13 protein-coding genes are annotated in these 20,044 nt (G+C 33.3%); 1 reads left to right on the forward strand and 12 read right to left on the reverse strand.

Annotation, left to right across the window (positions count from 1 at the left end; all coding sequences use genetic code 11):
- Positions 1 to 404 precede the first annotated feature (404 nt).
- From GQR97_RS17765 to GQR97_RS17820, 12 genes are all read right to left on the reverse strand, one after another.
- Positions 405 to 1,964 (reverse strand): family 20 glycosylhydrolase, encoded by a 1,560-nt coding sequence (locus tag GQR97_RS17765; RefSeq protein WP_199269882.1) that lies wholly within the window; start codon positions 1,962 to 1,964, stop codon positions 405 to 407.
- Between the two features lie 16 nt (positions 1,965 to 1,980).
- Complete coding sequence (locus GQR97_RS17770) at positions 1,981 to 2,787, reverse strand: 6-phosphogluconolactonase (RefSeq protein WP_199269883.1); 807 nt, start codon at positions 2,785 to 2,787, stop codon at positions 1,981 to 1,983.
- Positions 2,788 to 2,869: 82 nt separating this feature from the next.
- Positions 2,870 to 3,616, reverse strand: a complete 747-nt coding sequence (locus tag GQR97_RS17775) for a glycoside hydrolase family 16 protein (protein ID WP_158850863.1) — start codon at positions 3,614 to 3,616, stop codon at positions 2,870 to 2,872.
- Between the two features lie 17 nt (positions 3,617 to 3,633).
- A complete protein-coding gene (locus tag GQR97_RS17780; RefSeq protein WP_158850865.1) occupies positions 3,634 to 5,079 on the reverse strand; it encodes a DNRLRE domain-containing protein in 1,446 nt (481 codons plus the stop codon).
- A gap of 44 nt (positions 5,080 to 5,123) precedes the next feature.
- Positions 5,124 to 6,494, reverse strand: coding sequence for a RagB/SusD family nutrient uptake outer membrane protein (locus GQR97_RS17785; RefSeq protein WP_158850867.1), 1,371 nt, complete (start codon positions 6,492 to 6,494; stop codon positions 5,124 to 5,126).
- 12 nt (positions 6,495 to 6,506) lie between these two features.
- Positions 6,507 to 9,599 (reverse strand): SusC/RagA family TonB-linked outer membrane protein, encoded by a 3,093-nt coding sequence (locus GQR97_RS17790; RefSeq protein WP_158850869.1) that lies wholly within the window; start codon positions 9,597 to 9,599, stop codon positions 6,507 to 6,509.
- Positions 9,600 to 10,041: 442 nt separating this feature from the next.
- On the reverse strand, positions 10,042 to 11,643 hold the full coding sequence (locus GQR97_RS17795) for an aryl-sulfate sulfotransferase (RefSeq protein ID WP_158850871.1): 1,602 nt from the start codon (positions 11,641 to 11,643) through the stop codon (positions 10,042 to 10,044).
- Positions 11,644 to 11,781: 138 nt separating this feature from the next.
- Positions 11,782 to 13,710, reverse strand: a complete 1,929-nt coding sequence (gene nagB, locus GQR97_RS17800) for a glucosamine-6-phosphate deaminase (protein ID WP_158850873.1) — start codon at positions 13,708 to 13,710, stop codon at positions 11,782 to 11,784.
- 16 nt (positions 13,711 to 13,726) lie between these two features.
- Entirely contained in the window at positions 13,727 to 15,040 is a 1,314-nt protein-coding gene (locus tag GQR97_RS17805) for a sugar MFS transporter (RefSeq protein ID WP_158850875.1), read from the reverse strand.
- A 50-nt stretch (positions 15,041 to 15,090) separates the two neighbouring features.
- On the reverse strand, positions 15,091 to 16,224 hold the full coding sequence (locus GQR97_RS17810) for an N-acetylglucosamine-6-phosphate deacetylase (protein WP_158850877.1): 1,134 nt from the start codon (positions 16,222 to 16,224) through the stop codon (positions 15,091 to 15,093).
- Between the two features lie 26 nt (positions 16,225 to 16,250).
- Entirely contained in the window at positions 16,251 to 17,738 is a 1,488-nt protein-coding gene (locus GQR97_RS17815) for a sodium:solute symporter family protein (protein ID WP_158850879.1), read from the reverse strand.
- A 103-nt stretch (positions 17,739 to 17,841) separates the two neighbouring features.
- The gene (locus GQR97_RS17820) at positions 17,842 to 18,894 is read right to left on the reverse strand and encodes a LacI family DNA-binding transcriptional regulator (protein ID WP_158850881.1); all 1,053 of its coding nucleotides are present in this window, start codon (positions 18,892 to 18,894) and stop codon (positions 17,842 to 17,844) included.
- 295 nt (positions 18,895 to 19,189) lie between these two features.
- Between GQR97_RS17820 and GQR97_RS17825 the strand changes: the two genes are divergently transcribed.
- Entirely contained in the window at positions 19,190 to 19,834 is a 645-nt protein-coding gene (locus tag GQR97_RS17825) for a carbohydrate-binding family 9-like protein (RefSeq protein ID WP_158850883.1), read from the forward strand.
- Positions 19,835 to 20,044 lie beyond the last annotated feature (210 nt).

The following is a 20,044-nucleotide window of genomic DNA, read 5'->3' on the forward strand; positions in this document are numbered from 1 at the left end:
ATGTTTCAATCTTAAACACGAACTTAAAACAGAAAATAAAATTGAGGAAATTCATCAAAATAAAATGATGGATGCGTATTGTACTTTTGGGAAATTTTTAATAGTATTTACAAGTAACCTTAGTTACGAAGAAAATGTAAAATGTGGGCGAAATACTTGAAGGTTATTTTAAAACTAGAGAATCGATTCTAATTTAGAATTACGAAATTGTAAATGGAATTCAAATTTTTAGAAAACATGAAATAAAGATTACTGAAGAAGTTTCTACTAAAGTATAAATTCATCTAATAGAAGAAAACGAATCTATAATATCTGAAACTACAACCTTGAAAACAGCTTTGAAAATCTATGCAAGCAACGTTATAGTTTCAGTGAATTATATTATTTATAAATAATGTTTGTATTTATTTCAATTTAGCCAATCGATCATAAAGTACATGAACTGCTTGCACTCGTAATTCATTTTGTTCTTCTAATTCTGAATCATAAAGAAATCCTTTATTCAGCGCAATAAATCTTTTATTCAACGCTTTTGCATCTGCTAAAATAGTATCTAGTGCTTTAAGCAAAACAGGTGATTGAGACCTCACAAAACTAGGCGCATTATATTTATACTCCACTTCCTTAAAATCTAGATAATGTACCCTTAAATCGGCCATTAATTTAAATTGATTTAATTCTGCTTCGTTTCGTTTTGGTTTTAATTTCAATAATGCTTCTCTAAGCACATTATATTTGGTTTTAACCTCAGCGATATTTTCACTCTTAGTAGGTTTTCCATTACTTATAAGTTCTGGTTCTGCTGATAAAAAATGCCATAAAACTGAAGTATCTTTTTTATTCAAACCAAACCTTGTTTTGGCATATTCAGTAACAAAATCTTCAGGGTTTAAAGCTTCTTTCATATTTAAAGCCTTAGTATAACTCGCTATTAAAATACGAAAAGCCGATAGTGGATATGTGTTTCTTATTTGTACCATATCTATAACATCATAACCAACATCCCAAGTAAAGCCATAAACACCTGTAGTAGACCATGAAGTTATAATCATGCCTTCATACCCAGCCTCTCTTGCATACGGAATAAATTCTTTTTGGTTTTTGAAATGCGTTGTCCAATCTGTTACATACCAATTATCAGGATGACATCTAATGGCTGGTGCTCCCCAAAATTCGAATCCAATTTCCTGAAGTTTTGGAATATCTCCAAAATGGTTAATTTTCCATCCGTAATTCCAATCTATAAAAATGGTTTCTTTAGGTAATTCGGCTGCGGCTTCAGGGTGCTTTAAAATAATATCGGCCCACATTACGGGCTTTTTCCCTAACTCTATTACCAGTTCGGTTATCATCTTCATGTAATCTACAAATAATTTAGATTTACCTTCTTCCTTCACCTTTACTTGACATTTTTCACAATGCCCAAGTAAATAAGTTTCATCTCCTCCGATATGAATATAGTCTGAATTATGAGTTTCTACCAAATCTGAAAATAAATCTTTAAAAAGCGCTTTACTTTCCATGGCCTCCATAGGGCATAATTGAGAAATATCTTTTCGATCTTCTTTTAAGTTGCTATATCTAGGGTTTCTTAAAATGTATTCCACATGCCCCAAACTTTGTTGTAACGGAATTACTTTAATTCCTAAGCCATCGCAGTAGGTAATAAAATCTTTTACTTCTTCTCGAGTATATGAATATTCGTTGGAAATCACCGCATGTTTTTCATATGGGTATGTGCCTTCCCATTCCATAATTAAGGTATTAATACCCATTTCTGAAAGCTCATTCGCTAAAGTTTTAAGCGCCTGTGGAGTCATTACCTGTATCCGAAGATCCAAATGAAACCCTTTGACTTTAAAATCTTCCGCAGAAGCTATTGTTTGCGCTGTGATATTTACAGTGTTAGCAAACATCAAAGTTACTAGTAATAAGAATTTAAAAATATTTTTATAATTCATCATATCTTAATCTACAATTTTATGCGTTTTCTAAAGATTCTATGCCTTTATAGGCTGCTTTATCGAAATAGTAATTACAATCGGCATGCGTTGTTAAAATAGACGCAGGACAAGATGTGCCTAAAGGTTCAGTAAGGGCATTTTTAACAGCTTCACTCTTTTTTGCTCCTAAAACTACACAAAACAAATGTTTACCTTTTAATAGCGTAGGTATGGTTAATGTTATTGCATTTTGAGGCACTTTTTCAAAAGACTCAAAACAACCGTCATTAACTTGTTGTATACGACATGCATCATCTAACTCTACGACTTTTACTATTTCCGGATCATTAAAATCGGCTACATGCGGATCATTAAAGGCCAAATGCCCATTCTCTCCTATCCCTAAACAAACAATATCAATAGGTCCTTCTTCTAACAAATTGGTATACCTTTTTATCTCTTCTGATACATTATTATTCACATTAATTATGTTTTTATGTAAAGGCACTTTTGAAAAAATGTTTTTTTCTAAATAAGAAGAAAATAATTGTGGTGAATTAGGTTCTAGCCCTATATATTCATCCATATGAAACGCGACTATCTTATTCCATACAATCAATTTCGATTGTGTTAAGTACTCGAGCATAGAATCTTGAGATGGTGCTGCTGCAAATACTATCCGTATCTTTTCTTTTGTTTTTTGTAATTTAACGATACACGCTTCAACTGCTTTTCCTGCAGCAATACCTGTTGTGGCCTTGTTAGAAAGAACGTTTATATTCTGTGTAAAATCTAGCATTTCTTTATTAAAAATTATTATTAAAACACAGCGTAGGTGCTTCATGTTAGGTTAGAAAAATTCTGGCCGGTAAGCTAAAACCAACCAGAATTTATATAATTGCAGACTAATTCAATAATTATAAAACTTACAGTATTTCTACACGATCTATAATCATTTCTGCGGGTAGATTATTTGTTGGGGCATTCCCTCTAAATAACCATAAATTTAATTTTAATTTTTCATTATTAAGCGGCGGAATATCGCTTCCTGTGTAAGTCCAAGTACTAATTACATCTTCTGCATTGGGTTCTAAAGTATGTCCTTGATAACTCGCAAACTCAATACTACTGGATTTCCAATCAAAGAAATGCGTTGATAAGTCGCTTTTCAAATTTAAATCGTAACGCGTTTTATTACCCACATTATCTGAAGGCTGAATAGCAAATTGAGAGTCCTGATTTTCAGACTGAGACCATTTAGAAAACTCTATATCGATCTCTTCATTATCGTTTTTATACGTAAAAAGTCCGCCCACCACATTTTCATCCAATTGGTCTACTCTACTCGCTACATAAAAAACATACTTTTTGTAACCTTGAGATAGACGTAGTGTGACTCCTGAACAGTACCAATAACCGCCTTTTTGTACAATTTTTAAGTGTAATCGACCTTCATCATCCACCCAAACATTATCTTCTGAATCTGAAAACAAATTAGGACCTGGGCCTTGTTTAGCATCATCGGAAGTCCTTACTATCCATTCATAACCCGAAAAATTAATGATTCGCGTTATGGGTTCAATGGGTTGAATAACTTCATCCTTGGGTGAACTGCAAGAGCTAATGGCTAATAATATTATTACTATATAATGCATAGGGCTATTAATTTTCATTTGTTAGGCTACTAGCACTATTGCACTGTTATATTTATATTGAAAGCATCTAAAGTTGCTCCAGCTTTATCTTTTCCATCAACTATAATAGTATCTTCAGTTCCTGTACCGTTATTTATGTAAACCACATTCATGGCATCAATATCTTCTTGTGTAAAAGTTTCTCCAACTTGTAAAACACTTGCACCTCTAATTAACCAACCGTTTAGTGGTGCTTGTTGAATTGTAAAACTAACATCGGCCGGTATAGATCCAGAAACTTCTAAAACATCGTTGTTTAAAGCATAAGCTTCTCCACTATTCACAATAAACCCTGTGTTTTTTTCGATTATTAAAGTTGTACCTCCAGAAGCATATCGTGCAATTAACATAGGCGCAAAGAATCCGCCAGTATTTTCTTTAGAATGGAACTCATCGGTTTCATCTTTACCAGCTTCTTGATCTACCATAAGCGAAATAAGCCCATTTTGATCTAAACCGTTATAATAATCAATGATATCAAATTCAAATTTATCTACTTTTGATGATGTTATTGTAGATATAGGTTCGGTGGTAGGAAAGTTAGCATTATCAAAAGTTAATCCCATTTCCGTCCATGAGGTGTCTTCTACATTATAAACATCTACATCAATTCCTTTTGCGGCTGTAAAACTTACCGCTAATTCAAGTTTTAAATCGACTATAACTCCTTCTTTTGTAAAATCTTCTAGGTTATACATTAGAAAAACCTTTCTATCATAACCTCCACTACCAGTCACATTTTTTAATCTCATACGTACATCAGCACCATAATTACGTCCAGAATTGCTTCCACCATTAACATAAGTATCTGCTATTGGAAATATAGTATCTCTTACTATATCGTCAGGCCCCTCTACACTTGTAGAACGTGCTGAAAAATAAACTATAGATGGTAAAATATGAATAACACCGTTGGTTGCTTTTAAGTTGGAAGTAAAAATGCTCCATTGTTTATTGGTGCCTTCATTTACTAACCCCATATAACCACTAGTTCGTGATAAAAAAATGGTTTGACCATTTTCACTCATGTATGGCAACGGATTATTGCTTTCTGAAATATTTGGATCATCAAAAGACACTGTAGCATTTACCACATGATATTTTATAGTATTACGCAAAATTGGCACTGGCACTTCAGACAAATCTGCATATGCGTTATCCTCGAGATACTCTTCAAATGCCAGGTTTGAAGGCGCTATAAATGTTTTGTTAGCACTAGACTCGTATAAACTTTCTGTGTTTGTAAGTTTTATAGCTTCTTCAAAGAGACTTAAAGAGTCTGTTGCTTGTATATATTCCCAAGCATTTACACCTAACGAAGCATTAGAGTTTGAATTCTGATATGAAAAATTCTCTTGAATTTCACAACTGTGAAACAAACTTGTTACGCCAGCAAATAAAACTGCCATAGTAACATATAAAATTGGTTTATTATTTTTCATTTTTTTTGAGTTTAAATTTTATTGAACAATAATGTTTCTTCAGATTATTTATAAAAATCATTCTGTTCTAAGCTAGGATTTCTATTTATCGCATCTTCATGAATAGGCCAAACAAGATTTGCCTCGTCACTTAATCCGTTAATTGGATTCATGGTGCTTATAGCTTTTCCGGTACGAACTAAATCGAACCAACGATGTCCTTCAAAAGATAATTCTATTAATCTTTCATGCAATATTGCAGATTCTAAATCGCCATACAAGCCGTTTGCATCGGCTAGCGTTAGTTCTGTAATACCTGCTCTTTTTCTTATAGTATTTAATAAATCTAGAGCCTCAGTGGTTTCATTTAATTTATTATGAGCTTCTGCTTTTAAAAGCATAATGTCTGCTAACCTCACAAGAACAATATTATTAGCCGATGGGTCTGCACTTTCGTCGCTAAAACCTTCTCCAAAGAATTTCCATATTTTTCGTGGATTCTCTTCTGTAGTATCCCAAATAAGATCTTTTCTTAAATCGTCATCTTCAAACGTATCTCTAAAAGATTCACTTGGAAAATAATCACTATCAGCACCAATAGCATATAAAACACGTAAAGAATTGGTTTGCACATCATTATAGCCTACTTCAAAAATGCTTTCATTAGAGTATCCTGAAGTAAATATTCTAGACCAATCGTTTATAGGTACTAATGAATACAAACTGTTGTCTATTACTTTTTCAGCAGATTCAACAGCATTTGCATATTCATTTCTCCACATGTACACTTGTGTAAGGAATGCGTGAGCTGCACCTTTAGTTAATAGAATTCTAGTATTATCTCCACCAAAATTATCTCTACAGTTTTCACTTGCAAAAATTAAATCTTCAACAATTTGATCAAGCACTAATTCTTGATCTGTTTTTGAAATAAAAAATTGTTGATCAACACTTTCGTAAGGTTCGGTAATTAATGGAACATCTCCCCATACTCTAACAGCATAGAAATAAGAGATTGCTCTTAAGGCTCTAGCTTGAGCAATAAGCTGTAAGCTAAATTCACTTTCACCAGCAAAGACACCTGGTATATATTTAATAGCGTAATTTGCACGACTAATAGTTTCATAAATATTATTCCAACTAGCAGATGAAATATCTTGACTAAGTGTGTTTTGTTGTAACGCTAATGGATTTCCAGAATGATTCGTATTTACTGCATCGGCACGCCCCTCTCCCCAATAAGAAAAGTTAACTCGGAATGTAGATTGTAATGCATCATAAATACCATAAACACCGGCCTGAGCATCACTAGATGTTTGATAAAATCCTTGACCAGAAAAACTACTTACTGGATCCTTTTCTAAAACTTGTTCTGAACAGGATACCGCAAGACAAGCAAGAAGCCCTATTCCTATAATATTTTTTATGTATTTCATAATATTTTTATTTTAAAATCCAATATTTAAACCTAACATGATGGTACGACTTTGCGGGTAAGACCCCTCGTCTACACCTTCTCTTAAACCACTATAAGAATTAACATCAGGATCGAAACCTGTATATTTTGTCCAAGTAATAACATTAAGTGCAGAAGCGTAAACTTCCACCTTTCTTAGGCCTAGATTAGACACTACAGCATCAGGAAAATTATACTTTAAATTTATATTTTTAAGTTTTATATAAGATCCATCTTCAACCCAACGGCTTTGAATTCTACTATCCGATTGTAAAGGATCGTCTTGAACAGGCTTTGGAAAATCTGTAACATCACCTTGTTCTCTCCATCTATTTAATGCATCTGTAGATAAGTTGTTATACCTTACAATAGAATTTCGTTGATGATTTATCTCACTATATATATCGTTTCCGTAAGAAAACTGAAAAAACACACCTAAACTAATGCCTTTATAAGAGAAGTTATTTGTAATCCCTCCAAAGAAATCTGGAGTAGCATCTCCAATAACTTGTCTGTCATTATTATCAATAATGTTATTACCATCGACATCTTCCCAAATAGGATCTCCACCTTCAAACACAGCACCTAAAGCACCGTTGGTAACTTGATTAACGTTGTCTTCATCTCGTGAGTAAACACCATTAAATTTCCAACCATAAAACGTTCCTATTGGACTGCCTTCTTGTAAAATATGGTAGCTACCGTTTTGAATAAAACCATTTGTTAATAAATCTTCAGGTAGCTCTGTAATTTGGTTGCGGTTAGAACTGATATTAAATCCAGTATCCCATTTAAATTCACCAACTAAATTACGTGAGTTAAGCGATAATTCTATTCCTTTATTTTCAATACTCCCAATGTTTTGCGTTACATAAGAAAACCCTGTTGTTCTTGGTATTGGAACATTATAAAGTAAATCTTCGGTAACTTTTAAATATACATCTGCATTGAATGTTATTCTATTTTTTAAGAAAGACAAATCTAAACCAGCATTATATTGTGTTGTTGTTTCCCATGATAAACCAGAGTTTGGCATTACTGATGGCGCAGCTCCAGAAAAATCTAAATAATTCGCACCAACAGCAAACTCTCCTTGTGCGGTATAGTTACCAATAGACTCATTACCTGTTTGCCCAACACTTAAACGTATTTTGGCATCATTTACAACTTCTATATTCTTAAAGAAATTTTCGTCTGAAAAACGCCACGCTAAAGAAGCCGATGGAAAATACCCAAATCTTTTATCTTCACCAAACCTTGAAGAGCCATCTGCACGAAGGTTTGCTTCAAACAAATATTTCCCTTTATAATCATAAGACAGTCTTCCAAAATAAGATAGTAATGAATGTTCTGTTGTAATGTTTACATCTTGATTAGAAATAGTTCCTGCTCCATTTAAGGTTGTTATATTATCGCTAGAAAAGAACATACCATCTAATCCCGTTCTTTCATATTGCCAATTTTGAAAACTCATACCGGCTAGAGCTCCAAAATTATGATTTTCTCCAAACTGTTTATCCAATGTTAAAAAGGTTTCATTACCCCAAGTTAAATTATTTATAGCACGAACCTCACCGCTATTGTAACCTGCTCGATAATCTAGCGTAGAAGGAAGAAATTTATCTTCTTTCATAGAAACATAATCTAAATTAACGTTACTACGCAGCTTTAGTCCTTCTACAATATTATATTCAACATATTGATTTCCTATTATACGATTACTTTTATTAAGGTTTGTGGCAAGCTCTGCTAAACCAACTGGATTTCTTCTTCCAAATTGATACCCGTTATATGAGCCATCTGGCAGATATATTGCAAAAGTTGGAGGACGCACTAATAATTCTCTAATAATACTTAGGTTATTAGCACCCGCAGCATTAATTCGTTTATTAACGCCATTTGTATAAGATATACTTTGACCAAAAGTAAATTTGTCCGAAACTTTAAAATCAACATTTAAACGAGACGTAACTCTTTGGTAATTTGAATTTAAAATAATTCCATCCTGATCTAAAAAAGAAGAACTCCACGAATACTTAACATCATCTGTTCCACCACGTACGGCAAAATCTATTTTATGCTGAGGTGCAATTCTAAGCACTTCATCTTGCCAATCTACATCTCCACTATTTCTAGGGTTTAGAGAATCGATAACAATAGCATTAGGCTGGGTTGGGTTATCCATATTTCTATAAGAATCAATAACCGCATCCCTATATTGGCTCGCGTTTAAAACACTTAATTTACGTGTTAAACTACTAATCCCGGTCGAAATATTAACATCTACTTGTGCTTTACCCGATTTTCCACGTTTCGTGGTTATTAAAACTACACCGTTTGCAGCTCGGGAACCATAAATGGCTGTAGACGCTGCATCTTTCAATATCTCAATAGATTGAATATCATTTGGGTTAATATCTGCTAACGGATTTAAACCAAAATTTTCTGTACCATTTAAAGTTGATAAGGAATTGGATTCTATTGGAACACCATCAACAACATAAAGCGGTGTATTTCCAGAGTTTAAAGACGAATTCCCTCTCACCTTTATAGACATCCCTCCTCCTGGAGCACCTGAATTAGAAACAACTTGAACTCCAGCAGCTCGACCTTGTATTGCAGATATAGGATCTTGTAAATTAGATTCGCTAATATCGTCACTACTTATAGAAACTATAGAACCCGTTAAATTTCTTTTCTTTTTAACGCCATAACCAACTATTACCAACTCATCAAGTTCATCAACGGCGGGAGATAAAGCGACGTTAATTTCTTTTTCGCTACCAATTTTAAGTTCCATATCAACATATCCTAAATATGTGAACAGTAAAACATCGTTAGGAGAAACATCCCCTATGCTGTAAACACCACTCATATCTGATGATACGCCTCTAATTGAGCCTTTTAGAATAATATTTACTCCAAACAAAGACTCTCCTGTTATTTCATCGGTGATCTTACCGGAAACAGTCATATTCTGAGAATACATATGAGCTGTAGAGAAACAAATAGCAAGCAACGCCAAAATTGTTTTACTCTTCCATTTCCATAAACCGAGAAAAGGTTTTTTTGTTAGTTTTTTCATGAATTAAAATTTGTTAATGAGAATTAGTTTTTCAAATATAACTAAAATTAGATTCAATGCAAACGTTTGCATAAAATATTTTAACAATAATCTTAACATTTAACACGATAAAATCAACAAACTGTGGCAATAATTCATAAATATCGCTTTTTCGATATAATTAAAGTATTAAATAATGCAAACGATTGTGAAATGTGAATTTATTGATACTATAAATTGAATAATTGAATTTTTTTAATGAAGAATTTAAGAAATCTATAAAATTGATATATTGAAAGGTTTGGTAGTTTTCTAGGAGCTTCAGAGTATTGATTTTCATCTGTTTACCCCCTATTAACTACTTGTAACCATATTATATATTGAAGCGCATTAGACTAAGAACATGAATGACTTTTGCAAAATGAGTTCAACGGTGATATGGTTTTTAATGATTAAAAAAAAATCATTTGACTATAATTTTTATTCGTTTGATAATTTTTTCTTTTTCAAATTCAATAAAATAAAAACCTGATTGGGTATTTATTAACACATGATCATTCGAGAAATTTTTAGATGAGAATACAACTCTCCCATTTATATCCATTATTCTTAATGCATCGAGTTCTATTTTCTGGTTGAATTTTAGAACATGACCAGTAACCGGATTGATTACCCTAATATTATCGATTTCAATTTGAGCTACGCTTAAAGTTGCACAAACGCTAGAAAAAGAATTTTCATTTTCAATAAGTCCCTTTGGTGTTAAGTCTTTGCCAGAAAGCCCTATATAATTACTAGGGTATTTTTCGGCTCTAAATATGGGGTTGAAATTTTGAGAAATATTATCAAATTGATTAAATATACTATTCCCAGATGGATTTTTATAAGTCCATACGTGCTCACCAGCTTTTGTAATTTCAGATACCTGCCCTAAAGAACTTTGACAGATTATAAAATTCCCATTTGGAAGGCTATGTGCTCCAGATTTTATTGTTTCGTACATGGGGTTTTCTAATATATCACCACTCCACGACCAGTTAAAATCTAATGGTTTAAATGTATTATTCTCTTTAGTATACGTAGTACCAGACATCTCAGTATTTAATAAATGTACTGTGCTGTAAACTCTAGTTTGATCACTACCATTGCTAAAAACAGATATTTTACCTTCATCCAAATACCCAGGTTCTACCCATTTTACATCATGTTGCGAAAATAGTTTTTGATCTTCAACTCCTCCTTGTTTGTAAACTCTAGAGTTACCCCACCTCCACAACAAATCGCCTCCAAGATTTGAATAACCTCCAGTATGTCCCGCAGCCTCAGCAGTTGTGGTACTGTGATCAATAATATAAATTTCATTTAAATTTCGTGCAGAGATAATAATTTGATCAAGATTTGCATTATAATCAATCCCATTTACATGCGTATAACCTCTATCCAAACTTTCAATATTAGAATCTACATAGTTTATATCAATACGTTCGGGATGATTTTCAATAACACCAAAATTCGCTTTTGAACTATCATAATCTTGAATGATATGGTCTATAAATTTCCATTCCCAAACAATTTCAGCTTGGTTAGTTCCAATAGGTTTTAATTCAACTATTTTATCTAAGTCAATAACTTGATCAACTTTAAGAGGATCTTTTCCTTGAGCAATAATCTCTGTATTAGAATAGCTATCTCTAACGATGCATAAAATATTTCCATTTGGAAGCGGCTCAATATCATGATGTTGATTTAACCCATTGGCATTCATTTCATAATTCCATAGCACTGTATTATCCCAATCTCTAATTTCTAACATATTTCTTCCTGCCCTGAGCAAGGTGCCATTTTCTAAAAGATAACAGGTTGCTCCAGGAAACTCAGTAAAAGTCCATTCATTTACCTTTTCACCACAGTTATTAATTAAATACACACTATAGTTTACTTCTGGTGTAAATAGCGTATAACCTTCGGAAACATTGTTGTCTAAAAAAAGTAACCCAACTGTTGGTGCTTGCGCCCTAACGAGAGAAACGATTAAAAGAAGAATGTATGTTATTTTTTTTATCAAAATATTATTATAAATAGTTGATTTACACAAAAAAGCACAATATAAAAATTTAAAAGTAAAGAATAAAAGGTGAAATTGCAAACGTTTGCAAAACCGATTAATTCACCAATGGTACCCCTTTAAAATTGTATATCTAGTTTAATACTCCCATCGTACAAAAGCCTCCATAGCAGCGTAATGCGATAACCCTAATTGGTGATATATATCGGCAGTTTCTCGGTTTCTATCCTCAGCTCGTTGCCAAAACTCTCGACTATCATTCCCCTGAAATACCACCCCATCTTTTTGAGATTGGTGTTTAAAAATACCTTTTCGCTTTTCTAGAACTTGGTCTGGCCCCATTGGTACTGCCATTTCAATTTCATCAATACCCCACTCTTGCCATGCGCCTCGGTATAGCCATACCCAGCAATCTTTCATAAACGTTTTAGGTTTAAGTTGCTTTACAGCTTCAAAAATAGCATCTAAACAAACTTTATGAGTGCCATGTGGATCGGCTAAATCACCAGCAGCATATATTTGGTGTGGTTTTATTTTTTCGATTAAATCTGAAGTTATTTTAACATCTGCGATACCAATTGGGTTCTTTTTTATGGCCCCAGTTTCATAAAATGGCAATTCCATAAAATGTATCTGTTCATCTGGAATACCAACAAAATGGCATGTAGCACGGGCTTCACCTTTACGTATCAATCCTTTTATGTAACGTACTTCGGCAGTATCAATTTCACTAGATTTTTTATTCTTTAAAAACTTAGCCGCTTTTTTATAAATGGCGCTCGCTTCTGTATTTTCTATTCCAAACTTATCGTTATAATCACATACAAAACTTGCAAAACGCAGAGCCTCATCATCGGCTACAGCAATATTTCCTGAGGTTTGGTATCCTATATGCACTTCGTGCCCTTGTTCTTGCAAACGTTTAAATGTACCGCCCATACTAATAATATCATCGTCGGGATGTGGACTAAAAATAAGTACGCGCTTTTTTGCAGGTTCGGCACGTTCTGGACGTTTACTATCGTCTGCATTAGGTTTACCACCTGGCCAACCTGTGATAGTATTTTGAAGTTTATTAAATATGCTAATATTAATATCGTAAGCGGGACCGGAATCTGCCAATAAATCACTCATACCGTTTTCTATATAATCGGCATCAGTAAGCATTAAAATAGGTTTCTTTAAATCTAAGGCTAAATTTAAAACGGCTTTGCGAATTAATTTATCGGTCCAAACAATTTTTTCAACTAACCACGGGCTATTTACACGTGTTAGTTTTGATGCTGCCGCATTATCCAATACAAAGGTGGCGTTGTTGTGCTCTTGCAAATATGAAGCAGGTACCAAGTTGGTAACCGTATCTTCTACAGAGGCTTTTATAATATTAGATTTGCCTTCGCCCCAAGCCATTAAAATCACTCTCTTGGCTTCCATAATTTTTTTCACACCTAAAGTGATAGCTGTTCGAGGTGTATTGTTTAAGCCGGAAAAATCGCCACTCGCCGCCACTCTAGTGATATGATCTAGAGCTACCAAACGCGTTTTTGAGTTTTGAAGCGATCCCGATTCATTAAACCCAATATGCCCATTGCCACCTATACCTAAAATTTGCAAATCAATACCACCTAAAGCTTCTATTTTTGCCTCGTAAGCATCACAATAACCTGCAATAGCTTCTTTGGATAATAATCCGTCGGGGATATTGTAATTTTCTGGTAAAATATCAACATGATTAAACAACTGCTCTTTCATGAAGCGCACGTAACTATTAATAGAATCTGGCTCCATTGGGTAGTATTCATCTAAATTAAATGATACTACATTTTTAAAGCTTAAGCCCTCTTCTTTATGCAAGCGTACTAGCTCTGCATAAAGTCCTTTAGGTGAACTTCCTGTTGCTAATCCTAAAATACAAGGTTGCTTTTGAGATTGTTTAACTTTTATTAAATCTGCAATTTCTTTAGCTACAGCCTTTGATGCCATAGTTGAGTTCTCAAAAACAATGGTTCCTATGTTCTCAAACCTTTTTTCAAAGCCTGTTGCTTTGTCTGTGTTACTCTTTAACATGCTTATTTTTTTTATTTTATTGTTTTGACCAACTTTTGTATTTGTGTCCCCATAATGCAAAAAATAGAATTAATACATAGCAGGGAATTAATATCCAATAACTATTTGTTGAGGCGGTTGCCAAAGCATCTACTTCATTTAGTCCGTTTGTAATGAGTTCTTGTTTATTAGCATCTACCATTCTGCCATATAGTGGAGGAATAATAGCACCTCCAGAAATAGCCATAATTAATAACGCCGAACCCGTTTTAGTAAACTTTCCTAAACCCGCTAAGGTTAGTGGCCATACAGCTGGCCAAACTAACGCGTTGGAAATCCCTAAGGCAGCAACAAATAAAACAGACGTAAAGCCCGTTGTAGAAAGGATACACATACTAAAAATAATACCTAAAGTGGCGCTTATTTTTAGAGCCGTACCTTGTTTTAAATATTTAGGTATTAAAATAACCCCAACTATATAAGTACACACCATAGCGAAGAGTGTTAACGTCGTGAAAAATTTAGCATCGGCTGCCGGAAAACCTAATGAGATGCCGTAAGCTATAATGGTATCACCTGCTATTACCTCAGCACCTACATAAACAAAGAGCGTTAAAACTCCCAACCATAAATGAGGAAACTGAAAAATACTAGTTTTCGCTGTGGTACCTGCTTTGGTTTCTTCATCTTCGGCGGCTTCCACATGAGGCAAAGGCGCTTTTCTAATTAAAATCCCCAGAACAAACAAAACAATGGCCATTACTAAATAAGGCATAAACACACTATCGGCCATTGTATCTAAAAGCACGCCCTTTTCTTCTAAAGAAGCAGTACCTAACTTTTCTTTTACCTCATCGATACCTGATAGCAATAGTGCTCCAAATATTAATGAACCTAAAGCTCCTGCCACTTTATTCGCAATACCCATAATAGCGATACGTTTGGCACCACTATCTATTGGTCCTAATATGGTAATGTATGGATTGGCTGCGGTTTGTAAAAGCGTCATCCCGATACCTTGAATAAAAATACCTGCTAAAAACACCCAATATGTTCTTGCTTCTGCTGCTGGTATAAAAACTAAGGCGCCAATAGCCATGATTATCAGGCCTAAAGACATGCCTTTTTTATAGCCAATTTTATTCAAAATCCAAGAGGCTGGTAGCGCCATCACTACAAATGAAATATAAGATGCCGACGCGACCAAGTAAGATTGTGCGTCAGTAAGTTCATTAATGGTTTTCATAAAAGGGATTAATGCTCCATTGATCCAGGTTACAAAACCGAATATAAAAAATAGACTCGCTATAATTATGATGGCGGTTAAATTGTTGTTTATGGGTTCTTTCATATTTGGTTTTATAATATTTACTTACTTATATTTTTTTTCAATCTTAAACTTTAAGCATTTACAAAAATTTGCTTTCCAGATTTAACGACTCTTATAATCTTAATGGCATTATTTTTTATTTTGAACAAAACAAAATCATTAGTATTAGCAGACAAATTAACTATAGACATAGGCTTTCTAGAAGCCATTGCCCAAGCATTGGCTAAGCTTAGCATATTACTTGAAAAAAGCTTATTAACGCAGTCTAGCAAAGAAACGGCAGAACCGGCCAATACATTTTCATTCTTAAAAGTAGAAAGTCTTCCTCCTTTTTCTAATTTTACTTTTCCACCAATATGAGCGTGATAAACACCTGCATCCATACCGGCAAACATGGTAGAATCGCTAACTAAAATAACGTTAGATTTTTTAACATTTAATACTATGTTTAAAAAATTATCAGGCAAATGAAACCCATCGGCAATAATACTCGGTGTTAAATTATTATTCGCTAATTGATCCAAAATAATATTTGAATTTCTATGAAGCGACAATGGTGCACCATTCCCCAAGTGTGTAGACATGCTAGCTCCAGCATTAACAGCAGCATTTATTTGCTCGTTACTTGCCACAGTATGCCCAATAGAAACTATAATATCATTAGCAGTACACTTGCTAATAAAATCTGCAGAATTATCCCATTCTGGACTTATTGTAATTATTTTAATTCGATTCCCTGAAGCCTCTTGAAACGCTTGAAACAATTCCCAATCCGGTGCTTTTATATAGTCTTTAGAATGCGCACCCGAAGCTTCTTTTATTGGCGAAATAAAAGGCCCTTCTAAATGAATACCACTAACGTAAGCATCGATTAAAGGGTTTTGTAAACAGAGTTCATTTATATTTTTTAGAAGATTTATAATATTGGTATCTGAATTTGTAATGACTGTTGGAAAAAAAGACAATACGCCTTCTTTTGATAAATTATTAACAACCTTTAAGAAGTCGTTCTCAACGATGGGGAACGTATTAAAATCGACTCCAGAAAAGCCATTAATTTGAATATCTAACAAACCAGGACCAATAAAAACGGTTTCATGTTCTTTAATTTCGGACTCTTTTCTAGAAACCAACAAACCATCATCAATTACAATTTGAATTAAATCGTTCGAAATACAGTCAACACAATTAATTATTTCTTTCATTCTGTATTATTTCAATATTACTAAATTTAATTATCAGATTTTTTGTCAATAGCCTCTAGCAATTCTAAAACCTCTGGGGCCACTATTGTTTTTCGATTTATAAAACCAAAAACAACGTATAAAAAAACAGATACCATTAAAGGCAAACTGATTTCTAGGGCAAAAGGCAGCGTGAAAGAGAAAATTTTAATGGAAGCAAAACTTATTAAACCTCCAAAAATAGAAACCAATGCCGCTGTCGATCCACTTTTTTTGAATAGCGGAAGCATCCCCAATAGCATAGGTACCGCAATAGGCCCTACTAAAGCAGCAAACCACGCTACAATAAGCCCCAAAATACCTCCAAAAGATTCGTATTGGGTCGCTATAAGTATGGTAAAGAATATAAAAATAAACGTTACTTTTCGGGCTACTATTAACGGGTTCACGGAGTTAGCCACATTAAACTTCTTAAAGTGAAGTGGCAATATATCTCTAGTTATAACTGCCGAAATAGTATTGGCATCGCTGGAAGTCATGGACATTGTAGTTGCAAACATTGATGCTAACACCAAACCTATCATTCCTTTCGGCAAAAGCGTAATTGTTAGAAGTCCGTAAGATTCTGTAGGGTCTTGTAAGTCTGGCAATAAAATAGGTGCTGCCCACATTGGGAAAAACAATATTAAAGGCCAGATTAAATATAAAACACCCGAAAGTATAGCTGCCCTTTTTGTGTTTTGCTCATTGGGTGAAGAAATATATTTGGTTGCTAAATTCCATGTGCCACCATTGTAGCTTAGCATATTGATAAACAAGAAAGCTAAGGCAAAACCGACAGTATAAGGCTCTCCGAAAGGCTCACTATTTTTAGCTGGTAATTGATCCCAAATAGTAAAAACAGAATCTAAACCACCCAATTTAGCTGTAGCCGCAAAAAACATGGCAATACCGGCACCAATTTGAACAATGAACTGTATAAAATCGCTTACGGTTACTGCCCATAAACCACCTATTGTAATGTAAACAATAGAAATACCTCCAGAAAAAAGTACGCCATAAAGTATAGGAATACCAGTAAAAACTTTTAGTAAAATGGCTATAGCAGCCCATTTAGCAGCAACATCAAAAAGCTTTAAAATAACACCACTCCAAGCAATAACCTGCTGTGTTTTAACTCCGTATCGAATAGAGAGGTATTCTAAAGGTGATTGAATCCCTATTTTTTTTCGCAATCGCACCCAACGTACCGGAAAAACATTAACGGTAACTAAAATTGAAATACCTACAGTTAGCGCCCACCAAACATAAATAGAAAAACCGTTTGTATAGGCTAACCCAGCATAGGCAACAAATACGGCTCCACTATAACCTGATACATGATGTGAAATACCCGATAACCACCAAGGCAAATTCCCTCCTGCCGTAAAATAATCATCTGAGTCTTTATTTTTATAATGGGCCCAAACGCCAATAACTACCATAATTAAAAAAAATATAATAATTACAATCCAATCTAATAGTTGTAGCGTCATGTTTGTTTCTATTTAATTAATAATTAGTTTTCTAAATTACGGTAACGTACCTCAAAAATATAAAAAAAAATATACTAACCTAATTTAATTTTTAAAAAAGCTATTAATAATATTTATAATTCTTCTTTGTTATGATGTCTAAAGGCATGATAATTTCTTTCTCCACATCCTTTTTAAGCACTAGATGTTCAAACAATTTAACAACAGCTTGATAGCCCTGTTCTTCGGGGCGTTGACAGATTAAAAAGTCTATAATGTCCTTTTCAAGATATTGAATATCATCATTAAAAAAATCATATCCGATTAGGTAAATTTTATCACCTTCCCTGTTATCAAAATATTTTGCGATATATGCAACTTTTGAGTTGGGTACAAAAACACCTTTAATTTGTGGGTTATTTTCTAGCGTTTGGCTTAGAGCAGTTTCAAAACCATTTTCGGTAAAATTGGTTAAAACCAAAGATTTGGTTACTATATTATCATTTTTATCGCTTAGATAGGCATTCATTCCCTTTTCTTTCAAACCTATAATATCTTCTGTATCCATAGTTTCCTTTAAATGCAGAATTAAAATTTCACCTATATTAAAGCAATAACTGAATAATTGAGCTGCTAGTTCGCCACTTTCAAATAATGGTTGTTGGATACTGCATAACGAATCTATTTTCCTTACGTTAGAATCTATAAACACATACGGACGCTTCTTTTGTTTACAGTCTTCTAACAAAATCTCTATCTCGTCGGCAAACTTAGATGTTAAAACTAAGCCTTGAATATCGCTATTAATGACTTCAAGAATTCGTTTTCTAATTTCCTCATTATTATTTTGTTTAAAGGTAAAAGTTTTAATTTTGATGCGATATTGCGCTAATTCTTTTTGTGCTTTTATAACTCCCTTCATAGGAAACTCCCAATACCCAGAACCTTCGGAAATATTAGGTAATAGAACGCCTAAAACAATTTTTTTACGTTTTGATAGATTACTGGCCATAACGTTGGGCTGATACCCCATTTTCTCTATAACCTTTAAAACCTTATCTTTTGTTTTTTGACTTACTCCTGCTCGATTATGTATTACACGATCTACTGTTGCTAAGGCTACATTAGCGGCTTTCGCCACATCTTTTATTCCTACAATGCGTTCCTCCTTATCCATACTAAACTTTTATACTATCTTTTTATTCGAAAAATAATTTCTTCTTTTTACTCATCAAAAATTAATCGATATCTATCAAAAATTATATTTCCTGCGGCCTAAGCGCGATTTAAAAATCACTTTCAGTAAGAAATGAAACATCAATATTACTAATTTTTTAAAATAATGTACTTCTAAGCCTTGAATATAAATTATATTTACGGTAACGAAGCTCAATTTTTAAAATATTTTTTACAATTAGCCTTTAAATTTAATTAGTTTTGTTGCTTATCATTTTAAAAAGAAGAAAAAGTTCGTGAAAAAAAGATTAACCGTCCCTAATATTTCTAAATCTTCCAAACAGAAAAAAAGCTTAAAAAAGGCTTTAAACTTGACTGATTACCATAACATCGATCAATACGCTTGGGAACAACCTAATAAGCATCGCAATGTTGGTTTTTATATGGCGCACGACAATAAAAATATTTACTTACAATATAATGTCTTGGAACCCGAAATGGTTGCGAAATACCACAATCACAACAGTCCTGTTTATAAGGATAGCTGCGTAGAGTTTTTTATTGCTTTTGAACAAGATGCTAACTATTATAATTTTGAATTTAATAGCTTAGGAACTTGTCTTCTAGGCTTTGGACCTGATAGGCATAACAGACAGTTATTAGATTCTAAAATTATAGACTTAATAAAAGTAAACACTAAAATAAAACGAATACAACATAATGGTTTGACAGTCTTTAAATGGAAAATTTTTATAAAAATTCCTATAAACACCTTTTCATTCAACAATATAAAATCTTTTAAAAACAATAAAGCCAAGGCAAATTTTTACAAATGTGGAGACAACCTATCTAAACCACATTATATTAGTTGGAATAATATAAAATCTGAAAAACCTGATTTTCATTTAAAATCATATTTCGGGGATATTAAATTTAACTAACAAAACTTAACATTTTTAAAAAGCATACTCGCTAAACTAATGGGAATAGCAAGAGGGTAACACGCTGCGCGATGTTACTAATTCACAATTTATTGATAATCAATAAATTAACTTCTAAATTATTATTATCAATCTCTATTTTTGCGTAAATTTCAAAATAAAAGTAGTAAAACCAGTAATTCATTGTTACAATTTCATAAATTACGGATG

It is taken from the genome of Algibacter sp. L1A34, from assembly GCF_009796805.1.
GTDB lineage: Bacteria > Bacteroidota > Bacteroidia > Flavobacteriales > Flavobacteriaceae > Algibacter.

Coding starts and splice junctions, on each gene's coding strand:
- GQR97_RS17790 (WP_158850869.1), bottom strand. CDS start 9,599: ATGAAAAAACTAACAAAAAAACCTTTTCTCGGTTTATGGAAATGGAAG.
- GQR97_RS17765 (WP_199269882.1), bottom strand. CDS start 1,964: ATGATGAATTATAAAAATATTTTTAAATTCTTATTACTAGTAACTTTG.
- GQR97_RS17770 (WP_199269883.1), bottom strand. CDS start 2,787: ATGAAGCACCTACGCTGTGTTTTAATAATAATTTTTAATAAAGAAATG.
- GQR97_RS17775 (WP_158850863.1), bottom strand. CDS start 3,616: ATGAAAATTAATAGCCCTATGCATTATATAGTAATAATATTATTAGCC.
- GQR97_RS17815 (WP_158850879.1), bottom strand. CDS start 17,738: ATGACGCTACAACTATTAGATTGGATTGTAATTATTATATTTTTTTTA.
- GQR97_RS17785 (WP_158850867.1), bottom strand. CDS start 6,494: ATGAAATACATAAAAAATATTATAGGAATAGGGCTTCTTGCTTGTCTT.
- GQR97_RS17780 (WP_158850865.1), bottom strand. CDS start 5,079: ATGAAAAATAATAAACCAATTTTATATGTTACTATGGCAGTTTTATTT.
- GQR97_RS17805 (WP_158850875.1), bottom strand. CDS start 15,040: ATGAAAGAACCCATAAACAACAATTTAACCGCCATCATAATTATAGCG.
- nagB (WP_158850873.1), bottom strand. CDS start 13,710: ATGTTAAAGAGTAACACAGACAAAGCAACAGGCTTTGAAAAAAGGTTT.
- GQR97_RS17810 (WP_158850877.1), bottom strand. CDS start 16,224: ATGAAAGAAATAATTAATTGTGTTGACTGTATTTCGAACGATTTAATT.
- GQR97_RS17820 (WP_158850881.1), bottom strand. CDS start 18,894: ATGGATAAGGAGGAACGCATTGTAGGAATAAAAGATGTGGCGAAAGCC.